The organism is Streptomyces sp. NBC_01210, assembly GCF_036010325.1.
Lineage (GTDB): Bacteria > Actinomycetota > Actinomycetes > Streptomycetales > Streptomycetaceae > Streptomyces.
Map to the genome: position 1 here is coordinate 8,566,808 of NZ_CP108549.1, position 23,157 is coordinate 8,589,964.

Sequence of the window (23,157 nt, forward strand, 5' to 3'; positions counted from 1 at the left end):
GTGATGCGCCGCTTGGGCGTCGCACAGGGCAAGGCCGCCGTCGCGGCATTCGCGGCGGCGGCCTTGCCGTACGCACCAACTCGTTAGGCCACGGAGTGGGTGATGGTGCCGGTGTAGGTGCCGGCGACGGCATCGGCGGGGACGGCGACGTCGAGGGTGGGGTTCCAGGTGACGCTGTTGTCGCCGGAGCCGCTGGTTTTGCTGTAGGCGGTGCGAGGGCCGGCGAGGGTTCCGGGGGTTCCGGGGGTGAAGGGTCCGTTGGTCTGGGCGACGGGGGCGCCGGGTGTGTACGTCACGGCGCCGCCGGAGATGGGGGAGCCTCCGGTAGTGGTGAAGTCCTGGCTGAGGCTGACGGTGGAGGTCCAGTTGGCGTCGGCGAGGGAGCGCTGGTCGTCGACGGTGACGTTGCCGAGCTGTCCGGTGGCGGTGCCGCCGGGGGCGACGCTGCTGAGGGTGGCGGTGTCGGGGACGGTGATTGTGAGGCCGTCGGTGGGGCTGACCTCGAACGTGACGACCGTGTCACCCTGGCTCGGGGAGGCGGCGGCTCCTCCGGGACTGAGTCCGACAGGCACCTGGGTGGGACTGGCGGTGTCCGTCGCAGTGTCGATCACCGACACGTTGTTGTCGGCGTGGTTGGGCACATAGACCTTCTGGTCGTTCCCCGTTGCCACGGCGTCCTGGGGGTCGTCGCCGATGTTGGTGGTGATGGTGGTGGCGACGGTGTCCGTGCTGGTGTCGATCACGGACACGCTGTTGGAACCGGGGTTGGCGACGTAGACCTTCGAACCGTTGGACAGGATGTCCAGACCGTTCGGCCCGGTGCCCACTGTGATGGGAGAGCCAGTCACGGTGTTGGTGGCGGTGTCGATCACCGAGACGGTGCCCGAGGTGGAGTTCGTGACGTACGCCTTGGCCCCGTTGGGCGCGAACACCACGTCGGAAGGGTTGGTGCCCACGGTGATGGTGGTGCTCACGGTGTCGGTGGCGGTGTCGATCACCGCCACGGTGTTGTTGCCGACGTTGACGACGTAGGCGGTGTCTCCGTCGGGGGAGATCGCCACAGCCAGCGGCTGTCCGGCGACACTGATCGTGCTGGACACGGTGTCGGTGGCGGTGTTGATCACCGAGACCTCGTTTGAACCGGTGTTGGTGACGTAGGCCTTCGTGCCATCAGGCGTGACGGCGATACCGCGGGGGTTAACGCCGACTCCGATGGTGGCGGTGACGGTCCTGTCGGCAGTGTCGATCACCGACACGTTGTTGCCGGCCCCATTGCTCACATACGCCTTGGTGCCGTTCGGGAGCATGGCGATCGCTGTGGGGCCGGCGCCCACAGTGATGGGAGTTCCGACGATGGTGTCGGTGGACGTATCGATCACCGAGACGTTGTTGTCGTCGTGGTTCGCCACGTAGAGGAAGTCCGAGGGCGCGGCGTTCGCCGGCGCGGCGGGGAGGGAGAACGAGGCGAGTGCCGTAAGGGCGATGGTGGCGGCCCGCTTGCGGGACCACCATGAGCTTTTTCCGGAATTACCAGTGCCGTGATTTCCAGAGGGGCGTCTGACCAGACGAGCCCGAAGACCAAACACGGGACCTCCACTTACTTAGTGATGACCCCGTTTCATGATGTGACGGGGTGTAGAGATCATCTGTGATGACTCGGGAGAACTATAAAGGACGCAAAATGGCGCAATTGTGCACATACTTGTCGCGTTGCGTTCGTGTCTCGATATCGAATCGATAATCAAAGAGAATTATCCGCTTAATTCGGTTCGGCGCATTCCCTCGAATCCCGGCCACTACGTCCGCTGTGCGCCCCCGCCTCGACTCAAGGCCGACTTCGCCCCAGCGGCTGGGTCAGGGGCCCGCGCGAGGCGAGCCGTCCAGAGTCTGCCGCTCGCAGCTGCCGGGGTGATCACGAAGAGGTTGTGGTCGCGCTTGCGGTAGGCGAACTGCAACCGGCCGTCGAAGGAGGCAAACACCGGAGCCTCGTAAGTCTTAGCGCCGGCGCTGGGATTGACAGCAAAAGGGGTTGGCTCAGGAGGTGCCGTTGAGGGAAGCGACCCGGATGATGTCCGTGACGTCGCGGTAGGCGCAGTGGAGCTTGGCCGTGGCGGGGGTTCCGTGGGTGGCGAGGGCTGGGGCACTGGCTGTGCGCCAGTTCCCGAGCGGGGTGCGGGTGCCCCGGGCGCTGCCGGTGAAGGTGGCGAGCCAGATATCCCCGGTCACGCCGGTGTGGGCGCAGTACGGCTTGTTCCCTCTGCCCACCGGCGGTCGAGGAGGACGTGGACGAGAACGAGGTGCACTGCCCGCGGTGCGGAACGGCCGACACCGTGGTCAAGCCGGGCAACGACGGCGTGAAGCACGGCCGGTGCCTGCGCTGCGAGAAGGACTGGCCACGCCCTGCCCGATCTGCGGCAGTTACCGCATCGACGGCTCCTACGGCGTCGCCTGCATCCGCTTCACGACCCTCCCCGACACCGTCACGTGCATGGACTCCAGGACCGGGATCCCGGCACGCGATCCCGGCCCTGAGGCACCGTCCGAGCGCTAGCTAGGTGGTGAGCAGGCGGTCGAAGAAGGACCGGTACTGCCGCAGGGCGATCCGTAGATCCTCGGTGGCGACCTCATTCCCCTGGTGCCATTGCCCTTCGAGCCTCTCTTTGTGGTCGGCGAAGGTCGAAGCGAGCAGCTGCATGACCTCGGCAACCAGCCCGTCTGCTGCCCGCACGGACTCCTGAGGGTCATCGACGAAGCCCTGCTGGATCTCGCTCCACCGCGAACGCAGCTCTTCCGCCTCCCGGGACCCGAGGAGTGGAACAGCTGCGTCCTCCTGCCCCGATCCGGCGGGCTCATGGGCGGGGGGCCGCCGGTCACCGGGCGCGTCTGTGATTCTGCTTCTCGGCTCCGCGCGGCCGGGATCGGAGTCTGGCGTCGGGTCGTCCAGGGGCGGTGGCTCCGCGGGCTCTGTCTGGGGCCGGGCTATGTCCTCAGTGGAAAGCCGCTCCTCGCCGGGTGCGACACGGTCGTCGCGCCCGAATCCGCCTTCTCCCTGCATATCGCTTCCACCTCCATGGACTGGTAAGTGAGGGGATGTTGTCCATGCTCGCCGGTCATCGGCGTCCTTCATCCGATGAAGTGGTGTCGTCCTTCAGTAGTTCCTCGAACAGTGCCCGGTAGTGGACCATTGCGCTCCGCAGTTCTTCTGTGGAGGTGTCTCTGCTGCCGGTGCGCAGGTTGATCTCGTGGGCCGCGCGGTAGTGCTCCAGCGTGCGGGCATGCTCGACAGACAGGTCGCGCGATTGCTGTTCGTACCCTTCGGTCGGGTAGCCGCGCTCGCTCATCAGGGTGGTGACAAGCCGGTCCGCCTCGCCCACGGCTTGGTCGGGGCTGTCCACGAAGTGCTCCTGCACGCTGGCCCAGTCCCGCGCGTACCGGTCCCGGACGGTCGACGGCAGCGCCCGGATTTCCAGATTCTCATGGCGCTTCTCTCGTGCGGTCAGATCACGCTCGGCCGCTCGACGGCTGTCCTTCGCTTCGACGGTGCGTTCATATTCCGGCCCGAAGCGCTCCTGAAGTCGTCGACGCTGGGCCATGCTCCGCACGGCCAGCGCCACCAGGACCACAACGATCACGGCAACCACGATGATGACGATCGTCCACGTCGTGTCCATCGCATCCTCCACTGGGCACCCGACAGCAGGTTCCGAGTCAGTGACCGAAGCGTCGCGGCCACCCCTCGGGGTGCGGTAGCTCGAACTTAACAATCGGAACTAATCATGACAATTGTAGAGTAATAGGCTGAATCGCTCCTCCGGATGGACTCGGCGCCGCACAGCCCGAGCTAGTTCCGGCGCGGAAGCAGCCGCCCGAGAAGGATTCACCGCCTCCATGTCTCCGTGACCGGCGATACTCCCGTCCGGCCCGACCGGGTGCGATCAACAAGGGTGACGGGTGGGTTGCTAGGGTCGCCTGCGCCGGTATGCCCATCACCCCGTCGGAGGTAGCACCACCTGTGTCCACAACTCCGCCCCTGCACGAGCCGATCGCGTTGGTTACGGACGCGCCCCGCAAACGCAACCGTCTGGTCCTGCCGGGGCTGGTTGTCGTCCTCGCGGGGTTGGTGGCGTTTTCCGTCTTCGGTCCGCACGACTCGAAGGACGACGCCGGGACACTGAAGGCGGGCGACTGCTTCCAGAACACCGGGACCACCGAGACTCCGGAGGTCAAGAAGCTCGGCTGCACGGATGCCCACGCCGACTACACCGTGCTCAAGACCGTCAAGGACGCGGTCTCCGGCACTCTCGCGTGCACGGACGTCGCCGGCGCGACAGGTTCCCTCACCCAGGTCGGCGCCGAGGCATTCGTGGTGTGTTTCAAGGAGAGCAAGTAGAACAACGCGTAGGAGTCAGGCCGTTCGATCCGCAACGCGTATCTGGGCGAGTGACGTCCACGTAATCCCGAAGCGGCCCGGCGGCCCGGCGGCCCGGCGGCCCGGCGGCCACAAGTCCGCCGGGCCGCCCCTGCTGTCAGCCCGCGGCGGCGGACTTCCGCCGGGGCCGGCGCGCTGCGGGGGGTTCGGCGTCCTTGCGGCCTTCCGCCCACAGGGAGCGCACATGGCCCAGGTGCCGGGTCATGCACGCCTCGGCGGCCTTTGCGTCACCGGCCAGCATCAGGTTGAGGAGCTCCAGGTGCTCCTCGGCGGACGGCAGCAGCTGGTCGCGCTCGTCCAGGGCCGTCAGTCCGTAGAGGCGGGAACGCTTGCGCAGATCGCCGACCGTCTCGACGAGACGCTCGTTGCCCGTGAGACCGAGCAGGCTGAGATGGAACTGGCGGTCGGCCTCCAGGTAGCCGATGAGGTCGTGCTCGCGGGCGGCGCGGACGATCTCATCGGCCACCGGCCGCAGCGCTTCCAGGTCCTTGCGGGAGGCGCTGCGGGTGATCCGGCCGACCATCGGCACCTCGATCAGGGTGCGGATCTCGGTGTACTGGTCGAGGTCGCGCTCATTGACCTCGGTGACCCGGAATCCCTTGTTCCGTAAAGGCTCGACGAGGCCTTCGCGGGCCAGGTCGAGCATCGCCTCGCGTACCGGGGTGGCGGAGACACCGAAGTCCTCCGCGAGCCCCGGCGCCGAGTAGACCTCGCCCGGGCGGAGTTCGCCGGAAATGAGCGCGGCTCGCAGGGCGTGGGCCACCTGGTCGCGCAGCCGTTCCCGGGCCGTGATGAGGTTGCGCTGCTTCAGGTGCCCCATGGTGTTCCTTCCGTACTGCCGCGGATCACCAGGGTACAATGTCACGTTGCTTTCGCAGGTGCGAGGGTGTGGACGCGAGGACGTAGGTGCGGCCGGGGAGTGGAACTCCAGGGTCGCGTGGTCCTGTTCGCGCGGTCCCACGGCCGGAGGACTGCGCACCGCGAACGGCACATGGAAGTCGACGCCGCCGGACGCGGCATTGATCCGGCACGGCGGCGATGGTCACAGCAGGAAGCCTCCGGGGAACGGGTCGTCCGGGTCGAGGAAGTACTGGGCGGTGCCGGTGATCCAGGCGCGGCCGGTGATCGTGGGCACCACGGCGGGCAGTCCGCCCACGGTGGTCTCCTCGATCAGTCGGCCGGTGAACTCGGTCCCGATGAAGGACTCGTTGACGAAGTCGCGGTGCAGCGGCAGCAGGCCGCGGGCGTGCAGCTGCGCCATCCGGGCGGAGGTGCCGGTCCCGCAGGGGGAACGGTCGAACCAGCCCGGGTGGATGGCCATGGCATGCCGGGACCGGTGCCCGTCCGAGCCGGGTGCGGCGAGATATACGTGCTTGACCCCCCCGATCTCCGGCTGCTCCGGGTGGACCGGCCGGTCGGCGCTGTTGATGGCCTCCATGATCGCCAGTCCGGCGGCCAGCAGATCGTCCTTGCGGGCCCGGTCGAAGGGAACTCCCAGCGCGTCGAGTTCGACGAAGGCGTAGAAGTTGCCGCCGAAGGCGAGGTCGTACGTCACTTTCCCGTACCCCGGCACATCCACCGCGCGGTCCAGGCCGACACAGAAGGCGGGCACATTGGTGAGGGTGACGGACTTTGCCGAGCCGTCCTCGACGTGTACGTCCACGGAGACCAGACCGGCCGGGGTGTCCAGGCGGACCCTGGTGACCGGCTCGGTCACGGGCACCATGCCGGTCTCCACCAGAACGGTGGCAACGCCGATGGTGCCGTGTCCGCACATCGGCAGCAGTCCGGAGACCTCGATATAGAGGACTCCGTAGTCGGCATCGGGACGCGTGGGCGGCTGAAGGATCGCCCCGCTCATCGAAGCGTGGCCGCGGGGCTCGTACATCAGAAGCGTGCGGATGTGGTCCAGGTGCTCGATGAAGTGGAGGCGCCGCTCGGCCATGGTGGCGCCGGGGATGACGCCGACGCCGCCTGTGATGACACGGGTCGGCATGCCCTCTGTGTGCGAGTCGACGGCATGGAAGACATTGCGAGTACGCATGTGTGGGCCCCTGTGGTCAGTGATGGCCGTCGGCGACGGCCTTCTCGGTGGCGGCGCGCACAGCGGCCTCGACGGCGCCGGTGAGCGGGAGGCGTGGCGGGCGGACCGGGCCGCCGCGGCGCCCGGCGATGTCCATGGACAACTTGATGGCCTGGACGAACTCGGCCTTGGAGTCCCAGCGCAGCAGTGAGTGCAGGTACTTGTAGAGGGGCAGCGCGGTGTCCAGGTCGCCTGCGACGGCGGCGTGGTAAAGCTCTGTGCAGGTGGTCGGGAAGGCGTTCGGGTAGCCGGCGATCCAGCCGACGGCTCCGGCGACGGCGAGCTCCAGCAGGACGTCGTCGGCGCCGACCAACAGGTCGAGGCCGGGGGAGAGTTCGGCGATCTGGTATGCGCGGCGGACATCGCCGCTGAACTCCTTCACGGCGACGATGCTGCCGTCGCTGTGCAGTCGGGCGAGCAGCTCGGGGGTGAGGTCGACCCTTGTGTCGTGGGGGTTGTTGTACGCGACGACCGGCAGCCCGCTCCGGGCGAACTCCGCGTAGTGGGCGAGTACGGCACGGTCGTCGGCGCGGTATGCGTTGGGCGGCAGCAGCAGGACCGAGCCGGCGCCGGCCTCGGCCGCCTGGTCGGCCCAGCGGCGGGCCTCGGCGCTGCCGTAGCCGGCGACACCGGGCATGACCCGGGCTCCGTCACCGGAGGCATCCACGGCGACGCGGACGACGCGGGCCCGCTCGTCGTCGGTGAGCGTCTGGTACTCGCCGAGGGATCCGTTGGGGACGACGCCGTCGCAGCCGCTCGCGATGAGCCATGCGACATGCTCGGCGTACGCGTCGAAGTCGACGGAGAGGTCGTCGCGCAGCGGGAGGGCGGTGGCGACCATGATGCCGCGCCACGGGTGGGCGCTGCTCCACGAGTGGGAGGTCATGAAGGATCCCCTTCGATGAGGTGTGACATTTTATTAACACTCCTACGGGGTGTGCAAGGGTTCGCAGAGTTGGTTCAGTTGGCGGGGTCGACCCCGGGCGGTACATCGAGCGGTACCGGAGGGGCGAGCGGCCGGCGTTCGGGGGACTCGGTTCCGCCTGCGGGGCAGGCCACGGCCTCGCCGCACATACGGCCCTGGCGCCGGCCCATGCCCGCGCGTCATGAGCTTGACGCTGCGCGTGCCGCGGTCCCGAGGTCGTCCACAGCCGCACGGATCCGGCCCGCGGCGACCTCCTCGCAGCGGCAGACGTCGGTGTCGTCGGTGAGCCAGCCGGCCCACCTCGGACCGGGAGCGTGGGCGGCGCCGACCGTGTCGGCGAAGACGCGCATCCCGGCCCGGCGGCGGCGCAGCGCCTCGGTGACGGCCGGTGTGCCGTACAGCTGTGCGGCGATCGCCCGGGCCGCCGGCTCTGTGGGGAAGGCACAGGCCACGCCGACCACCCCGGCCCCGATGACGACGTCCGGGGATTTTCCTGTGGACACACAGGGCCTGCCAAGGTGCTGCGAAGATCGGCCGGACGCCCGCCGTGGGACGGAGGTCAGCCCTCCAGAAGCGCGCCCATCCAGGACTCGATCCCCTCGGGTGTCCGCGGCAGCGCGCCGGACATCAGCCGTGCACCGTCCTCGGTGATCACCAGGTCGTCCTCGATCCGTACTCCGATGCCGCGCAGCTCCGCCGGCAGCGTCTCGTCGTCCGGCTGGAAGTACAGGCCCGGCTCCACGGTGAGCACATTGCCCTCCTCCAGTACACCGTCCAGATATGTGTCGACGCGGGCCTGCGCGCAGTCGTGGACGTCGAGTCCGAGCATGTGGCCGCTGCTGCAGAGGGTGTAGCGCCGGTGCAGATCGCCCTCCGGGCTCTTCAGAATTCCCCACTCGGCCAGTCCCTCGGCGATCACCCGCATGCCCGCCCGGTGGAAGTCCCGGAAGCTCGCTCCGGGCCTGAGTGCAGCCATTCCCGCTTCCTGGGCTGCCAGCACCAGCTCGTACACCTGCAGCTGGAGGAACGAGAAGCGCCCGGACAACGGAAGGGTGCGGGTGATGTCGGCGGTGTAGAGGGAGTCGGTCTCCACGCCCGCATCGAGCAGCAGTAGCTTCTGTGGGTCCAGCGCGCCGTCGTTGCGTATCCAGTGAAGTACGCAGGCGTGCGCGCCGGATGCCGCGATGGTGTCGTAACCCGTGCCGTTTCCCTCGGCGCGGGCGCGCAGTCCGAAGACCCCCTCGACCCAGCGCTCACCGCGCGGATGCGAGAGCGCACGCGGCAGTGCCCTGACAACGTCCTCGAAGCCGGACGCGGTGTGGTCGACTGCCAGCTGAAGCTGGTCCACTTCCCAGACATCCTTGATCAGCCGCAATTCGCTCAGCACGGAGGCGAGTTCGCCGTCGTGTGACGCGTCCCGGCCGGGAGGCAGCTTTCCGCACGCGTCCAGGTGCGCGCAGGGTATGCCGGTCATCCGCTCCACCTCGCCGAGGTCGGGGCGCCGGCCGACCCAGAACTCGCCGTAGCGGCGGTCCCGGTAGAACTCCTCGCTGTCGTCGCGCGGGGAGCGGGGCCGTATGTAGAGCACGGCGTCGTGGCCGTTCGGTCCCGACGGCTCCAGCACCAGCACATGCCCCGCCTGGTCCTCGCCGGTCAGTCCGGTCAGCCAGACATACGCGCTGTGCGGGCGGAACCGGTAGTCGCAGTCGTTGGAACGGACCCTGAGCTCACCCGCGGGGATCATCAGTCGTTCGCCGGGGAAGCGGGCGGAGAGCCGGGCGCGGCGGGAGGGGGTGAACCGGGCGGCGGGCAGAAGGAGCTCGCCGGGCAGCGGGCTGGCGGCCCAGTCGCGGGCCATGGCGGCCTGGAAATCGGCGGAGGGCGTCAGATCGTGACTTCCGGTGCGGAGCGCCTGTTCGGTCATCGGATTCGTCTCCCTGGGACAAGGTTCCGGCGAAGTGGAGTGTGCACAGGGGTTGTCAGTGCAATGTCACATTACTACGTTGCACATCGCATGGCAGCAGCTGGTATCTCTCGCTTCAACTGCCGCCTGTGACACGGCACTTCATCGCCAACCCCCCTCAGGAGACATCGGTGTCTCGAAACAGATACGCCCCCAGACCCCTGCTGGCCGCAGTGATAACGGCCGCAGCGCTGCTGGCCCCCCTCGCACCGCTCGGCCAGGCCTCGGCGGCGCCCGTCCAGCCGAAGCGGGCAGCCGCTCCCGCCGGGGCTGTCGAACGCCACAACCAGCAGGACGAGGTGGAACGCCTCGCCACGGCACCCACCTTCACGACCCGTACCGCACCCGCGCCGGGCGGGCTGCCGGAGGGCCGTGTCCCCGGCGCCCGTACGGCGGGCACGGCAAGGACGGCGGCCGGCACACTCGCAGTTCCCTGCACACTCGACGGCATCACCCGTCTGAGCCCGGAGCAGTTCGCGGACTTCCTCGCCGATCCGGCCGTCACCGCCGACGGCTGTCTGCGCAACCTCATCTGGACCTGGGACGCCCGCCTCGCCCCCGTCATGTCCGATGCCCACGTGCAGGCCGTCTCCCGACGGATATCCACGCTTTCCCCGGCCCATGACGGGAAGAACGGCAGTCATCTCCTGGAGATGTTCACCTACCTCCACGCCGTGGTCTACCACGACTTCTCACGCGGCGAGATCGACGTCACCGACGCCCCGACCACCGAGGCCATGCGCCGCGCCGTCAACGCCTTCGGGACAGCGGCCCGCTCCTTCACCGTGACACGCACCAATGCCGAGACCCTGCGCGAAGGTCTCTACGCGGGCAGCGGCCCGGGGCTGCGCCACTCCCAGATCGGCCTGATCCAGAAGGTGCTGGCCACCCTGGACCCGTACCACACCACCACCTACAAGGACCCGGCGTGGGGCGGCGCCGCGCTCGCCGGGCTCTCCGTCAACTACCTGGGCATCTACCCGGGCAACAACGACACCTCCTTCCGCACGCTGGTCACCCGGAACACGACCTACCGCAACGCCTTCAAGAAGTTCGCGGGATACACCCATCTCAAGGGCACGGCGAACGAGTGGGTGGTGCGGGACGCGCTCGGCGAGTACGGCCGCTTCGGCCAGATCGAGGCACTGAAGACCGAGACCGTCTCGGGCCTGGGCGCACTGCTGCCGGTCACCACGCGGAACTTCGGCGAAGGCAGCCAGCCCTGGGCCAAGGTGGCGGGCTGGCTCAACTTCTACGAGGCATGCAAGCCGTACGGGGTGTGCAAGGACGACATCGAGCGCCGCATCTTCCCGTACACCTACAGCTACGACAACGGCGCCATAAAGGTCCGCACCGGGCTGGCCCGGGCCACCGTCGATCAGCTCTACTACGCGAGCAAGCAGGTCAAGGCACAGTTCCACCGCGTCCTCGGCACCGACGCGCCGCTCGCCGGTGACACCAACACCTCGCTGAACATCGTGCTCTACGCCTCGCGCGCCGACTACGAGACGTACCACCCGCTGCTCACCGGGATGGGTACCAACAACGGCGGCATCTACATCGAGCGCGGCGCGACCTTCTACACCTACCAGCGGCGCGTACCGCAGGACTCCTCGCTCACCCTGGAGGAGCTCTTCCGTCACGAGTACACGCACTACCTCAACGGCCGCTGGGCGGTGCCCGGTTACTTCGGTGAGGGACCGTGGTACCAGGACGACCGCACGACCGCGATGGACGAAGGCACGGCCGAGTTCTTCGACGGCGGCACCCGCGACGACGGCATCGCCGTGCGCAAGTCACTGGTGCAGGGCGTCATCGAGGACACCGCGGGCGGCGGGCCGCGCATGACCGTGCAGCAGTTGCTGCACGCCACTTACGACGGGGACGGCTTCCGCTTCTACGACTACGCGGGCACCTTCTTCGAGTTCCTGTGGACCGAGCGGCCGTCGCTGATCCGCGAGATGTACGGGTACCTGCGCGCCGACGACCCTGCCGGCTTCGACGCCTGGCGGAACCGCCTGGGCGGGGACGCGGCGGTGCAGCGCGCGTACGACAGCTTCCTGGACGTACAGATCGCCCAGGTGGACAAGCTTTTCGTGCCGAACACCACGTTCAATCCGAACGACCGGCTGAGGGACTCCTCGGCGGAAGCCGTCCGCGCTTCCTTCGCGACCGCCACCCAGCTCAGTCCCACCTGCGCGACCGCACCGGATCCGACGACGCGCCGCTTCGTCTGCACCGGCCGGATCACCGCGACCCTCACCGACGCCTCGAGCCCCGACCGCATCTTCAAGGACATGTCCGAGACGGTCGACTACTTCATCCTGGATCGGACTCGCCCCGCGTCCACCAACCTGGCCGATATGAACTGCCACTTCGGCAAGGTCGACCTCTGGACGGACGGCCGCGCCGGCAGTGCCGACTACACCTGCGACGGCCCGCTGCGCAGCTGACGGAATGAGCCCCTGGGTCGTACGGCGCGTGGCACAAGCGCCGTACGACCCAGGAGGTCAACCGCCCAAGGCCGCAGAGACGAGGGAACGTGCCTCCTCCTGCACACGGGTCAGGTGTTCGGGTCCGAGGAAGGACTCGGCGTACACCTTGTAGACGTCCTCCGTGCCCGAAGGGCGTGCGGCGAACCAGGCGTTGTCCGTCGTGACTTTGAGACCTCCGATGGGAGCCCCATTCCCCGGAGCGTGCGTGAGCACCGAGGTGATCGGCTCCCCGGCCAGGGAGTCGGCTGTCACCTGGTCGGCGGAGAGGCGGCTCAGCACAGCCTTCTCCTCCCGGGTTGCGGGGGCATCGACGCGGGCGTAGGCAGGCTCGCCGAACCGGGCCGTGAGCGACGCGTAGTGCTCGCTCGGTGTCTGCCCCGTCACCGCCAGAATCTCGGACGCGAGCAGCGCCAGAAGGATGCCGTCCTTGTCGGTGGTCCATACCGAGCCGTCGCGGCGCAGGAAGGAGGCACCGGCGGACTCCTCACCGCCGAAGCCCAGGGTGCCCTCGGCCAGCCCGTCCACGAACCACTTGAACCCCACGGGTACTTCGACCAGCTCGCGGCCGAGGTCGGCGGCCACCCGGTCGATCATGCCGGACGACACCAGCGTCTTGCCGACGCCGGCACCGGCCGGCCACTGCTCGCGGTGGCTGAAGAGATAGTTGATCGCGATGGCGAGGTAGTGATTGGGATTCATGAGTCCGCCGTCCGGCGTGACGATGCCGTGCCGATCGGCGTCCGCGTCGTTGCCGGTGGTGATCTGGAAGCGGTCGCGGCCCTCGATCAGTGACGCCATCGCGTACGGGGAGGAGCAGTCCATCCGGATCTTGCCGTCCCAGTCGAGGGTCATGAACCGCCACGTCGGATCGGTGTGCGGGTTGAGCACCGTCAGGTCGAGACGGTGCTCCTCGGCGATGCGGCCCCAGTACGCGACCGACGCGCCTCCCAGGGGGTCGGCACCGATCCGCACGCCCGCGGCGCGCACGGCGTCCAGATCGAGTACCGACGGCAGGTCCCGCACGTAGGAGCCGAGAAAGTCGTACCGCCCGGTGGTCGACGCGGCCAGCGCGCGGGCGTAGGGCAGCCTGCGCACATCCTTCAGATCTCCCTCAATGATCTGGTTGGCGCGCTCCTGGATCCAACCGGTTGCCTCGGAGCCGGCCGGACCTCCGCTCGGCGGGTTGTATTTGAACCCGCCGTCCGCCGGCGGGTTGTGCGAGGGGGTGACGACCACACCGTCGGCCGGCCCGGAGGCACGCCCGCGGTTGTGGGTGAGGATCGCGTGCGACACCGCCGGAGTGGGGGTGTAACCGTCTTCGGTATCGATCAGTACGGTCACTCCATTGGCCGCGAAGACCTCGATGGCGGTCACGAGGGCCGGTTCCGACAGCGCATGGCTGTCCGCGCCGAGGAACAGAGGTCCGTCGGTGCCCTGACGGGCCCGGTACTCGACGATCGCCTGGCTCGTCGCGGCGATGTGATCCTCGTTGAAAGCAGTGGCGAGGGAAGACCCGCGGTGCCCCGACGTGCCGAAGGCGACGCGCTGGGAGGGGTCGGCGGGATCGGGGTGCAATGCGTAATAGGCGGTCACCAGCCGGGCGACATCGACGAGATCCTCAGGCCGCGCCGGCTGTCCCGCGCGTTCGTTCAGCATCAGTCCACTCCTCCTCCGCGACCGGTGTCTCGGCCCCAGACAATGATCGCGCCTCAATGGCGTTTCATGCGACCGCGCCTCGGACGGATAGGACAGTGGGGAATTCGCCGCGCGAGGGGCTCTTACGCCCCGACAGAGCTCACGCCCAGTACCGGGGCCGCGGGGCGGCGGGACTGCACGACACGGAACCGGCCGGTGACGAAGGAGGGGTCCGCGAGGGAGGTGTGAGCACCCGCGGGCGCGCCCGCCTCGCAGAAGTCGCCGTACACCGCCGACTGGTCCATGAAGACATTACCGGCGAGGTTCTCCGACAGATGTACTCCGGCGTCGAGCGATGCCGCCTCGGCGGCCCCCAGGACCAGCGGGTCCGTCGAGTGGACCGAGGCGTACTGGCCGCCGTGTCCGCGCGCGGTGCGGCGGAAGATGTCCAGGCTCTGCGAGGTCGATCTGGTGGCGATCACGAAGGAGACGGGCCCGGCCCATTCGCGTGAGTACACCTGATCGTCGTGTGCCTCCAGCCGGACGATCAGCGGGGTACGGATGTCCGCCGCCGGATGGTCGGGGTGTGCGACCGGCAGGGATGCGTGCACCACCACCCCGCATTCGGCCGCATGCGCGAGGGAGCTGCGGATACGGTCGCTGCCGATTGCCCCGAGAATCCCTGCCGCACGCCTCGGATCCGCCAGGAGCCGTTTCACGGCGCGGCTCAGATCGACGCTGAACCGCCCTATGGGCTTGTGGCCTTCGTCGGTGGTGATCCCGCCGGAAGGCACCAGGATGTTCTGCGGCGCGGTGCAGCTCTGGCCGCTGCACAGCGACAGGGACAGCGCGAGCTCGCGCAGCATTCTGCGGTAGTCGTCGGTGGAGTCCACCAGCACCGTGTTGGCCCCGACCGGTGTGGCGTATACGCCGGCTTGACGGGCGTTGCGCCGCAGCCAGTCGCCGAACCGGGCCGAGCCGGTGAAGTCGATCAGTCGGATCGCGGGGTCGGTCGCGAGCCGGGACGCAAGTTTCTCACCGGGCTTTTCCGCCATCAGTGTCACCACGTTGGGATCGTGCCCCGCCTTCGCCAGTACGTCCCTGGCGACCTGTACGGTCAGCGCGAGCGGCAGGACCGCGCGCGGGTGGGGCTTGACGATCACCGGATTCCCGGTCACCAGGCTTGCGAAGAGGCCCGGATAGCCGTTCCAGGTGGGGAAGTCCGGGCAGCCGATGAGCAACGAGACGCCGCGCGGGACGACAGTGCACGTGCCGTCCATCTGCACGGGGCCGCCCAACTTGCCGGGATGCTCCCAGGACAGGGCGGCGGGTCTGCGCACTGACTCGGTCAGCGCATGTGCCACCGCCTCGAGTCCCCGGTCCTGCGCGTGCGGACCGCCCGACCGGTGGGCCGTGGTGTATGCCTGCCCAGTGGTGTGATGCAGCGCGTGCGCGATCTCATGGCTACGGTCATGGAGTCGGCAGAGCATCTCCACCGCGAGCCCGGCCCGGCGCCGCGGTCCCGCGGCACGCCAGCCAGCCGTCGCCCGCACCGCCGCCTCCACCAACTCACTGGGTTCGGAACGGAGATAGCGCACGCCCAGGCTGAAGCCGTACGGAGACGACTCGGTCCCCACCCGTTCACGGGCACCGGGCTGCCCCAGGCTGAAGTCCTTCCCGAGCATCGACCGGAACACCGCTCCCGCACTGTGCGCCGCCCCTCTGCGACGGTCGACAGCACCGGCCGGCCCCTCGGTGAACGGAGCGAAACTCGCACCGCTCACGGCAGCCTGCACCGCCTGCTCCAGCAGGCTGCCCGCGTTGAAGGAGCCGGTACGCATCAGAGGTCAGCCTTTCCGGGGATCCGTCTGCTCCGCCGCCGCACGGGACGCCCGCTCGCGCCAGCGCATGTACTCCGCTTCCGCGTCGCCCGTGTACGACCACGGCGCCCGGGTGGCCCGTCCCTTGAGCAGATCGAAGACCGTCGCGGCCTCGACGAGAAGTCCGGCATGCGCGAGACCATGAGCGAGATGGTTGAGATCGGCGACGTCCTGCGCCCCCTCAATGGGGGATCGGACCGCTATCCAGCGTTCCATGGTCTCCAGGAGGTCCCAGCGCTCCCCGGCCCAGTAGCCGACCATCGTGTGTGGCCTGGCCCCTTCGGTCTCGGTGCGGTGCCGGAACTCCTCCGCGCGAGCGATCTGCGGCATGACCAGCAACGGGGAGCCGGCCGGTGCGTAGACCGCGCAGTCACGGGCGAAGGCGTAGGCCTGGCCGTGCGTGCCGTGCCAGCGCGCCGACATGTAGCGCAGAGCCTGATGGTGCGCCTCGCGGTGGTACCGGTCGCGGGCCAGGAGTTCCGGCCACCACCGGTTCATCGAATGGGTCCCGCTGCCGTACAGCCTGCCCAGCGTGATCAGCGATACCCAGGGATGGGGGTCCTCAGGGAAGGCCTCGGAGGCGTTGAGACAGATGTGGGCCGTGCGGTCCAGGCTGTCGGAGCCGGGCAGGGCTCCCGTACGGGCGGCCGCGAAAAGCCGCATCACCTCGGTGTCCGCCCGCAGTACGACGGCGTCCGCGCTGTTCGGCTGGGCGGTCTGCCAGGCTTCCACGATCCGCTTGTCGGCGGCGGTGTGGGCGAGCAGCCGGATGCGGTGGCTGCGGCGGTCCCAGTCCTTGTGGGGGCCGGTGGCCAGCAGATCGTGTGCGCCTTCCCAGCGGCCCATGACCATGTCCTCGCATGCGGCGGACAGCGCTTTGTCGCCGAAGGTCTGGTCGTAGTGAGGTGCCGCGGAGCGTCTTCGGTTCCAGGCCGGGGCCATGGCAGGCGTCCTTTGAATGAGAAGGCGGAACTGGAGTCAGAAGTCGGTGAGGAGCTCGTCCTGGTTCCTGGTCAGGTTGACGGCGTGCGTCTCGTCGGAGTCAGCGCCGCCGAAGGAATCGTCCATGGCGCGCGCCCGGTCGGCGTCGAGGCGCCCGGGCTCGAAGTACGGCCGCTGCCGGAGCCATGCGGTGAGCATCGGCGCGAGTCCCAGGGCGAGCGTGCCGAACCCGATGATCAGCGCCGACGTGCTCAGGGAGGCAACGGACTCGATCATGATCCACAGCATGAACAACGCGCCGGCCAGCGGCCAGAGTCCCATGAGGAGGAAGTTGGACGCGGAGGTGCGCAGCAGTTTGCGGTGGACGACGACGGCGCTCAGTCCGGCGAGGCTGTAGTAGAAGGTGACCTGCAGACCCACGCCACTGACCGCGTCCGAGAGCAGCGACTCGCCGGGCTCCAGTCGGGCGGCCTCGACGATGGCGAGCGTGCTTGCGGCCACTGCAATGGTGGCGGTGGCCACCCACGGCGTATGCCGCTTGGCGTGGATACGGCCCAGGACGGGGAGAAGCGTCCTGTCCCGGCCCATGGCGAACAGGGTGCGGCTGGCCTGGATGAGGGCGGTCTCCAGCATGGCGACCGTCGACAGCAGCAGCGCGAGCACCAGCAGCGTGCCGCCCACACCCGGCCAGACCTGCTGACCGAGCGCGATCAGAATGCCTTCCGGGGCGCTCGACACGGCGGTCGGCGTCATGAGGACATTGACCGCGACGGCTATCAGCGCGAACAGCAGGAACGCCAGGACCACACCGATGACCCCGCCGAACCCCGAACCACGCGAGCCGCGCCGGGTCTCCTCACCCAGATTGCTGGTCACGTCCCACCCCCAGTACGCGAAGGTGGCGATCAGCGCGCCCGTCACGAAGGATTCCTGTCCCTCGAAGTGACTGAAGCCGAACCAGGAGGGGGAGAACTCCGTCCCGCTCCCGTCGGACAGCAGCGCAGCCACCGCGAAGCCGATCAGCAGGAACAGCTGTACGGCGGTGATGACGGCCAGCGCGCGGGCTCCGATCCGGGCTCCGTACGCCACCACCCCTGCCATCAGGAGGAACCAGCCGGAGCCGACGACCGCGGCCAGCACTGGGTCACCGACCAGGCTCGGCGCGACGAGTGAGAGCGTCGCATTGCCGGCGGGCACGGTGCTGGACGCCATGAAGACGGTGCAGGCGACCACGAGCGACCAGCCGCACAGGAACCCGAGGAAGGGGTGCAACGACCGGGCGACCCAGCTGTATGCGGCCCCCGCGTTGGGGTCCACGCGGCCGAGTTGCCGGTAGGCCAGGGCGATGCCGATCACCGGTATCGCGCAGTAGAGCAGAGCGGCGGGGCTTGCCACACCGACGGCGGCGATCAGCGCGGGAATCGTTCCGGCGACCGTGTATGCCGGACCACAGCCCGCGACGGCCATGACCACCATGTCGTACGTGCTGAGGGCATCCGCCCGCAGACCGCCACCGATGCCGGATCTCATGCTCAACGGACGTGCCTTTCAAGTGAAACCACAACGGCGCATCCGGCGGTGCTCCCCCCATGGGACAGCAGGCCCGCCAGGGGCTGACGAAGAGGTCAGGGTGTGTCGTTTCAGCGACCCATGGGTCCACGGGCAGCCAGATATGCGGCTGACCGGCGTGGACTCGGCAGATCCTGCCGAAATGAATGTGAATTTGCAAGAGTTCGAGCAGCGGAATATTCACATTCATGCGACGCGGCCGCACGCGAGTCCTGCGAGCACGCCATCCGGCCGGAGCCGGGCCCGCCCTCTACCGCCTGGGCCGCTCTGCCGGCCCCGCCGTCCTCCGGCCGATTGGTACCGCGCGGGCGCGACAGGAAGCGACCGGTCCTAACGGTCATAATGAAGGAGTGCGAGACGGTGGCTGCCCCCTGTCGCCACCTGCCCCGCGGCACCCTGCTCGCGCGACGCCTCGAGGTAAGGCGGTGACGCGTACGTGTCTGCGCCCCGCCATGACGATGCTCCGTCCCCAAGGCGGTACGGAGAAACGGTATTCAGGCCCGAGCAGAGCGGCGAGGCCGAGCGTATCGACCTTGGCGGGCTCACCTATGACGCCACCACCCTGGCCCGGCTGAGAGAGCTGGGAGCCGGCCCGGGCTGGCACTGCCTGGACGTGGGGGCGGGCACCGGCACCGTCGCAAGGCAGCTGCTGCGCCGGGCCGGGGTCGCCTCCGTGCTCGCGGTCGACCGCGACGTACGTTTCCTCACGGCGTCGCCCACTGACGGGCTCCGGGTACTGGAGGCAGACATCAGCGCGCCGGACTTCGACCCGGGCCGGTTCCGCCTGGTCCACGCGCGGTTCGTCCTCATGCATCTGCCCTCCTACCGGCGCATGATCACCAAGCTCTGCGAGCTGGTGGCCCCGGGTGGTGTGCTGGTTCTCGGCGACGCCGTCGACCTGACGACGGCAGGCGCCCCCAGCACCCCGTACGCCGAGGTCATGCGAGCGATGTGGGAAGGCCTGCGAAACACCATCGGCACCGACGTCACCTGGGTGCCGCAGTACCCACGACTGCTGCGCGACGCGGGTCTCACCTCCGTCGCGGCCGAGATCCATGTACCTCCCCTGCTGCCCGGCAGCCCCATCAGCCGCTTCTGGGCGCAGACTTGGGACCGGGCCAGGACAAGCATCGTGGACACCGGGCTGGTCGACGAAGCGACGATCGACGCGGCCGTCCGCTCGCTCGACTCGTCCGAATGCGCCGCACTCTCACCCGGACTGATCACCGCTTGGGGATGGAAGCCCGAGGAGGCTCTTCCATGACGACCGACTCCGTCCGCTCGCAGCTGGAGCGCGTGTGGGAGCTCCACACCAGCAGCGAGTTCGCCACCCTCGACGTCGACGCGACGATGGAGACCATGACGGACGCACCAGCGGTGCTCCATGTGCCCACTGCCATGGGCGCTCGCGGCAGGGGGCCCGTGCGTGACTTCTACCGACGCTGGTTCATCGGCCGCAATCCACGGGACTTCACGATTGCGACCCTGACCCGGACCGTCGGCGACGACCGCATTGCCGACGAGATGCTGGTCTCGTTCACCCATGACATTGAAGTCCCCTGGATCCTCCCCGGTGTGGCCCCGACGGGGAGGGCTATAAGCATCGCGGTCATCGCGGTCGTGTCGTTCGACGGCATCCTGATCGCGAGCGAGCACATCTACTGGGACCAGGCATCGGTCCTGGGGCAGGCAGGTCTCATCGAGCCCTCCACCATGGCGCGGTTGCCGGTGGCGATCGACCAGCGCGCCACGCTGACCGACGGCCCTCTCAACGAGCTGGCGAGCACCGGCCGGCGTTCCCTGTCGGGGTGACATCGGTCGGGCCCGACGCGCGGATCGACACCGTCATTCCAGCATGCCTGATACGCAGGATCCTTGACCGTAGGTCGGCCCTCCATGATGCTGTTGTTGCGGCACATGAGGTGCGTGCCGTAATAAGCAACGCGTGCCCCGTGGATTCGTATCAGCTGAGGAGTGGCCATGACTCACCAGGTCCGTGCTGTTGTCGCGCGGGGGAAGGGCGCCCCCGTCAGCCTGGAAACGATCATCGTGCCTGACCCCGGCCCGGGTGAGGTGCTGGTGAAAGTCGAGGCCTGCGGGGTCTGTCACACCGATCTGCACTACCGCGAGGGCGGCATCAACGACGACTTCCCCTTCCTGCTCGGCCATGAGGCGGCGGGCCGGGTCGAGGCGGTCGGCGAGGGCGTCACCGAGGTCGAACCCGGCGACTTCGTCATCCTGAACTGGCGTGCGGTCTGCGGACAGTGCCGGGCCTGTCTGCGGGGGCGGCCCTGGTACTGCTTCAACACCCACAACGCCAAGCAGAAGATGACCCTCGCCGACGGTACCGAGCTGTCCCCGGCCCTGGGCATCGGCGCCTTCGCCGAGAAGACGCTGGTGGCGGCCGGGCAGTGCACAAAGGTCGACGAGAGGGCGTCGGCCGCGGTCGCCGGGCTCCTCGGCTGCGGTGTGATGGCGGGCATCGGCGCCGCGATCAACACCGGCGCCGTCGGACGCGGCGATTCCGTCGCCGTCATCGGCTGCGGCGGCGTGGGCGACGCGGCGATCGCCGGGGCCCGGCTCGCGGGCGCGGCCAAGATCATCGCGGTGGACATCGACGAGCGGAAACTGGCCACCGCGAAGAAGATCGGCGCCACACACACCGTCAACTCCAAGGAGACCGATCCGGTGGAGGCGGTCCGCGAACTGACCGGCGGCTTCGGCGCGGACGTCGTCATCGAGGCCGTCGGCCGTCCGGAGACGTACGAACAGGCCTTCTACGCCCGCGACCTGGCCGGAACCGTCGTCCTGGTGGGGGTGCCGACCCCGCAGATGAAACTGGAGCTGCCGCTGCTGGACGTCTTCGGACGCGGCGGAGCGCTCAAGTCGTCCTGGTACGGGGACTGCCTCCCGAGCCGTGACTTCCCGATGCTGATCGACCTCCATCTGCAGGGGCGCCTGGATCTGGAGGCGTTTGTGACCGAGACCATCGCGCTGGACGATGTCGAGAAGGCCTTCGAGCGGATGCACCACGGCGACGTGCTGCGCTCGGTGGTGGTCCTGTGATGTCCGCGCGCATCGAACGACTGGTCACGTCCGGAACGTTCTCCCTCGACGGCGGCACCTGGGACGTGGACAACAACGTGTGGCTGGTCGGCGACGACAGCGAGGCGATCGTCATCGACGCCGCGCACGACGCCGACGCCATCGTGGCCGAGCTCGGGGGCCGGGCGCTTCGCGCGATCGTCTGCACGCACGCCCACAACGACCACATCGACGCCGCCCCGGCGCTCGCCGACCGGACCGGCGCTCCGATCCTGCTGCACCCGGACGACCTGCCGCTGTGGAAGCAGACCCACCCCGAGCGGCTGCCCGACGGTGAACTGGCCCACGGCCAGATCATCACGGTTGCGGGTGTCGATCTGACGGTGCTGCACACTCCCGGCCACGCCCCCGGAGCGGTCTGCCTGTACGCGCCCGCTCTGAACGCCCTTTTCAGCGGTGACACGCTCTTCGCGGGCGGGCCGGGGGCGACGGGACGGTCGTACAGCCACTTCGGCACCATCATCGAGTCGATCCGGGACCGGCTGCTGGCACTGCCGGACGACACCGTCGTGCACACCGGCCACGGGGATACGACCACCATCTCCGCCGAGGCCCCGCATCTGCAGGAGTGGATCGACCGCGGGTTCTGATTGCGGGTTCTGACCGCCTCGCGTCGGCCTCGCGTCGGCATTCCATCGGGTCAGCACTCGATGACGTTGACCGCGAGGCCTCCGCGGGAGGTCTCCTTGTACTTCACCTTCACGCGTTCGGCTGACTTGATCAGGCCTATGATCTGTGGGTTTACGGTCAGCGACGTGATCCAGGGGGTCGCCAGGGACTTCTCAGAGACTTTCCGCTGTTGATCTTGCGTAAGCCAGGCGTCCATGGCCGCGAGCCCGTGCTTGCCTGCCCCGGGCATGAAGTAAGCGTAGTGGTCGAGAGTGATCTTCGGTGAGGAGTGGCCAAGCCACTCCGAGAGGCTCACGATGGACTCGCCGGCCTCCAGCTGCACGCTCGCATACGTGTGCCGGAGGACGTGGAACATGTCCTCACGCGACAGCTCAAAGATGGGGTTCCTGCGGGTGCGGCCGCCGTAGTGCTGGACCTTCTCGCCCACCGCCTTGAGGACGCCGGCAGCTACCAGCGCCGGCTTCCAACTCCGCTCGTTCCATGTCCGATAATTGATCCGCTTGCCCTGCGAGCTGCTCAGCACGAGCCGGACCGCGATCGGCTTTCGCTGCCGAGCTTCGAGTGCGGTCGTCGGTGTCTCGGGGTTGCGCCACGGCAGCGTGCACTCCACCGACGGGAAGCGCCGGAAATGCTCACGGGCGCGGAGCGCGAGGGTGAGGGAGAGAGGCACATCGCGGGTCTTGCCTCCCTTGGGCAAGCAGAAGTACGGCCGCCCCTTCGAGTCCCACCGCAGTTGCCGCCGCACATGGACGACCTCGGCTTCAAGGTCGAAGTCGTCCACGTCGAGGCCGAACGCTTCCCCTTGGCGCAGGCCGAGTCCAAGACCGAGGTCCACGGCGAATCGATAGCGCTCCTGCAACACAGCCCGGACCGAATCCACGGTCCCGCGCTGCCACGCCTTCGCCTTCTTCTGCGTCCGCTTCGGAGGCTTGACCGTGCGGTGGACCTTGCACGGGTTCTTGAGTAGGCGCTTGTCGTCCACAGCAGCGTTGAAGATTGTCGTGAGATGAATCCAGATCACCTCGGCCGTCGACTCCTCCACCCGGGACAGCAACTCGGGTTTGCATGTACGCAGTGCCGACGCGTCGACGTCCCGCAGCGCGACCTCTCCCAAGAGCGGAATAATGTGGTTCCAAATTCGGCTGCGCATCGGTGCTGCGGTCGAAGGCTCGTCAGTCCGACTCGGCCACCAATGTTCTTCGATGTACTCGGCGAGCGAGATCTCGCCGTCGCGCGGGTCAACGAACTCGCCACGCTTGGAGTCGGTCTTCGCCGTGGCAAGCCACTGCTTGGCGTCCTCGCTCGTGTCGAAGAAGCGATCCTGGACCCCAGGGATTCCCTTGACTCGGTACCGCTTGCGCTTCCCCCAGACCGCGGTGCGCTCACGCTTCCGGTCTGCTTGCTCGGCCGCTTCTTGAGCCACCGTTCTTCTATATAGCCCGCCACGTGAAAGGTTCCTCCAAGGTGCTTGGTCGGTTGTTCTGCACGACGTGGTGTTCGT

General features: G+C 68.3%; 21 protein-coding genes. 7 read left to right on the forward strand and 14 right to left on the reverse strand.

The genetic code is table 11. The features are described from left to right. Positions 1–83 precede the first annotated feature (83 nt). Both OG735_RS38645 and OG735_RS38650 read right to left on the reverse strand, forming a co-directional pair. Positions 84–1,409, reverse strand: a complete 1,326-nt coding sequence (locus OG735_RS38645; RefSeq protein ID WP_327327804.1) for a YncE family protein — start codon at positions 1,407–1,409, stop codon at positions 84–86. 625 nt (positions 1,410–2,034) lie between these two features. Continuing rightward, positions 2,035–2,265 (reverse strand): hypothetical protein, encoded by a 231-nt coding sequence (locus tag OG735_RS38650; protein WP_327327805.1) that lies wholly within the window; start codon positions 2,263–2,265, stop codon positions 2,035–2,037. A gap of 103 nt (positions 2,266–2,368) precedes the next feature. Between OG735_RS38650 and OG735_RS38655 the strand changes: the two genes are divergently transcribed. Next, positions 2,369–2,551 carry a hypothetical protein gene (locus OG735_RS38655; RefSeq protein ID WP_327327806.1) on the forward strand — a complete coding sequence of 61 codons (183 nt, stop codon included), beginning with the start codon at positions 2,369–2,371 and terminating at the stop codon, positions 2,549–2,551. Here OG735_RS38655 and OG735_RS38660 read toward each other — a convergent pair whose 3' ends face one another. After that, positions 2,552–3,055, reverse strand: coding sequence for a hypothetical protein (locus tag OG735_RS38660; protein WP_327327807.1), 504 nt, complete (start codon positions 3,053–3,055; stop codon positions 2,552–2,554). Between the two features lie 55 nt (positions 3,056–3,110). After that, positions 3,111–3,671 (reverse strand): hypothetical protein, encoded by a 561-nt coding sequence (locus OG735_RS38665; RefSeq protein ID WP_327327808.1) that lies wholly within the window; start codon positions 3,669–3,671, stop codon positions 3,111–3,113. 341 nt (positions 3,672–4,012) lie between these two features. On the opposite strand from OG735_RS38665, the gene OG735_RS38670 reads away from it, so the two are divergent. After that, complete coding sequence (locus OG735_RS38670) at positions 4,013–4,390, forward strand: LppU/SCO3897 family protein (protein WP_327327809.1); 378 nt, start codon at positions 4,013–4,015, stop codon at positions 4,388–4,390. Between the two features lie 136 nt (positions 4,391–4,526). On the opposite strand, the gene OG735_RS38675 is transcribed toward OG735_RS38670, so the two are convergent. From OG735_RS38675 to OG735_RS38695, 5 genes are all read right to left on the reverse strand, one after another. Next, entirely contained in the window at positions 4,527–5,249 is a 723-nt protein-coding gene (locus tag OG735_RS38675; RefSeq protein ID WP_327327810.1) for a GntR family transcriptional regulator, read from the reverse strand. Between the two features lie 222 nt (positions 5,250–5,471). After that, positions 5,472–6,473, reverse strand: coding sequence for a proline racemase family protein (locus OG735_RS38680; protein WP_327327811.1), 1,002 nt, complete (start codon positions 6,471–6,473; stop codon positions 5,472–5,474). A gap of 16 nt (positions 6,474–6,489) precedes the next feature. Further along, positions 6,490–7,398, reverse strand: coding sequence for a dihydrodipicolinate synthase family protein (locus OG735_RS38685; protein ID WP_327327812.1), 909 nt, complete (start codon positions 7,396–7,398; stop codon positions 6,490–6,492). A gap of 218 nt (positions 7,399–7,616) precedes the next feature. After that, a complete protein-coding gene (locus OG735_RS38690; protein ID WP_327327813.1) occupies positions 7,617–7,940 on the reverse strand; it encodes a hypothetical protein in 324 nt (107 codons plus the stop codon). A gap of 56 nt (positions 7,941–7,996) precedes the next feature. Next, positions 7,997–9,361, reverse strand: a complete 1,365-nt coding sequence (locus OG735_RS38695; RefSeq protein ID WP_327327814.1) for an aminopeptidase P family protein — start codon at positions 9,359–9,361, stop codon at positions 7,997–7,999. A 170-nt stretch (positions 9,362–9,531) separates the two neighbouring features. On the opposite strand from OG735_RS38695, the gene OG735_RS38700 reads away from it, so the two are divergent. Next, the gene (locus tag OG735_RS38700; RefSeq protein ID WP_327327815.1) at positions 9,532–11,853 is read left to right on the forward strand and encodes a collagenase; all 2,322 of its coding nucleotides are present in this window, start codon (positions 9,532–9,534) and stop codon (positions 11,851–11,853) included. Between the two features lie 57 nt (positions 11,854–11,910). Here OG735_RS38700 and pgm read toward each other — a convergent pair whose 3' ends face one another. The 4 genes from pgm to OG735_RS38720 form a co-directional block, all read right to left on the reverse strand. Then, positions 11,911–13,551 carry a phosphoglucomutase (alpha-D-glucose-1,6-bisphosphate-dependent) gene (gene pgm / locus OG735_RS38705; RefSeq protein ID WP_327327816.1) on the reverse strand — a complete coding sequence of 547 codons (1,641 nt, stop codon included), beginning with the start codon at positions 13,549–13,551 and terminating at the stop codon, positions 11,911–11,913. Positions 13,552–13,673: 122 nt separating this feature from the next. Beyond that, complete coding sequence (gene paaN, locus OG735_RS38710; RefSeq protein ID WP_327327817.1) at positions 13,674–15,371, reverse strand: phenylacetic acid degradation protein PaaN; 1,698 nt, start codon at positions 15,369–15,371, stop codon at positions 13,674–13,676. Positions 15,372–15,377: 6 nt separating this feature from the next. Then, entirely contained in the window at positions 15,378–16,352 is a 975-nt protein-coding gene (locus tag OG735_RS38715) for a hypothetical protein (protein ID WP_327327818.1), read from the reverse strand. Positions 16,353–16,388: 36 nt separating this feature from the next. Beyond that, on the reverse strand, positions 16,389–17,882 hold the full coding sequence (locus tag OG735_RS38720; protein ID WP_327328602.1) for an APC family permease: 1,494 nt from the start codon (positions 17,880–17,882) through the stop codon (positions 16,389–16,391). 475 nt (positions 17,883–18,357) lie between these two features. Here OG735_RS38720 and OG735_RS38725 point away from each other — a divergent pair, with 475 nt between their 5' ends. The 4 genes from OG735_RS38725 to OG735_RS38740 all read left to right on the forward strand — a co-directional run bounded on the left by OG735_RS38725 (position 18,358) and on the right by OG735_RS38740 (position 21,616). Continuing rightward, positions 18,358–19,185 carry a class I SAM-dependent methyltransferase gene (locus OG735_RS38725; protein WP_327327819.1) on the forward strand — a complete coding sequence of 276 codons (828 nt, stop codon included), beginning with the start codon at positions 18,358–18,360 and terminating at the stop codon, positions 19,183–19,185. Beyond that, entirely contained in the window at positions 19,182–19,733 is a 552-nt protein-coding gene (locus tag OG735_RS38730) for a nuclear transport factor 2 family protein (protein WP_327327820.1), read from the forward strand. Before OG735_RS38725 ends, OG735_RS38730 begins: the two co-directional genes overlap by 4 nt. Before the next feature lie 168 nt (positions 19,734–19,901). Beyond that, positions 19,902–20,987, forward strand: a complete 1,086-nt coding sequence (locus tag OG735_RS38735) for an S-(hydroxymethyl)mycothiol dehydrogenase (RefSeq protein WP_327327821.1) — start codon at positions 19,902–19,904, stop codon at positions 20,985–20,987. After that, positions 20,987–21,616 (forward strand): MBL fold metallo-hydrolase, encoded by a 630-nt coding sequence (locus tag OG735_RS38740; protein ID WP_327327822.1) that lies wholly within the window; start codon positions 20,987–20,989, stop codon positions 21,614–21,616. The genes OG735_RS38735 and OG735_RS38740 overlap by 1 nt, the downstream gene beginning before the upstream one ends. Before the next feature lie 50 nt (positions 21,617–21,666). On the opposite strand, the gene OG735_RS38745 is transcribed toward OG735_RS38740, so the two are convergent. Next, entirely contained in the window at positions 21,667–23,079 is a 1,413-nt protein-coding gene (locus tag OG735_RS38745; RefSeq protein WP_327327823.1) for a tyrosine-type recombinase/integrase, read from the reverse strand. Positions 23,080–23,157: the final 78 nt, after the last annotated feature.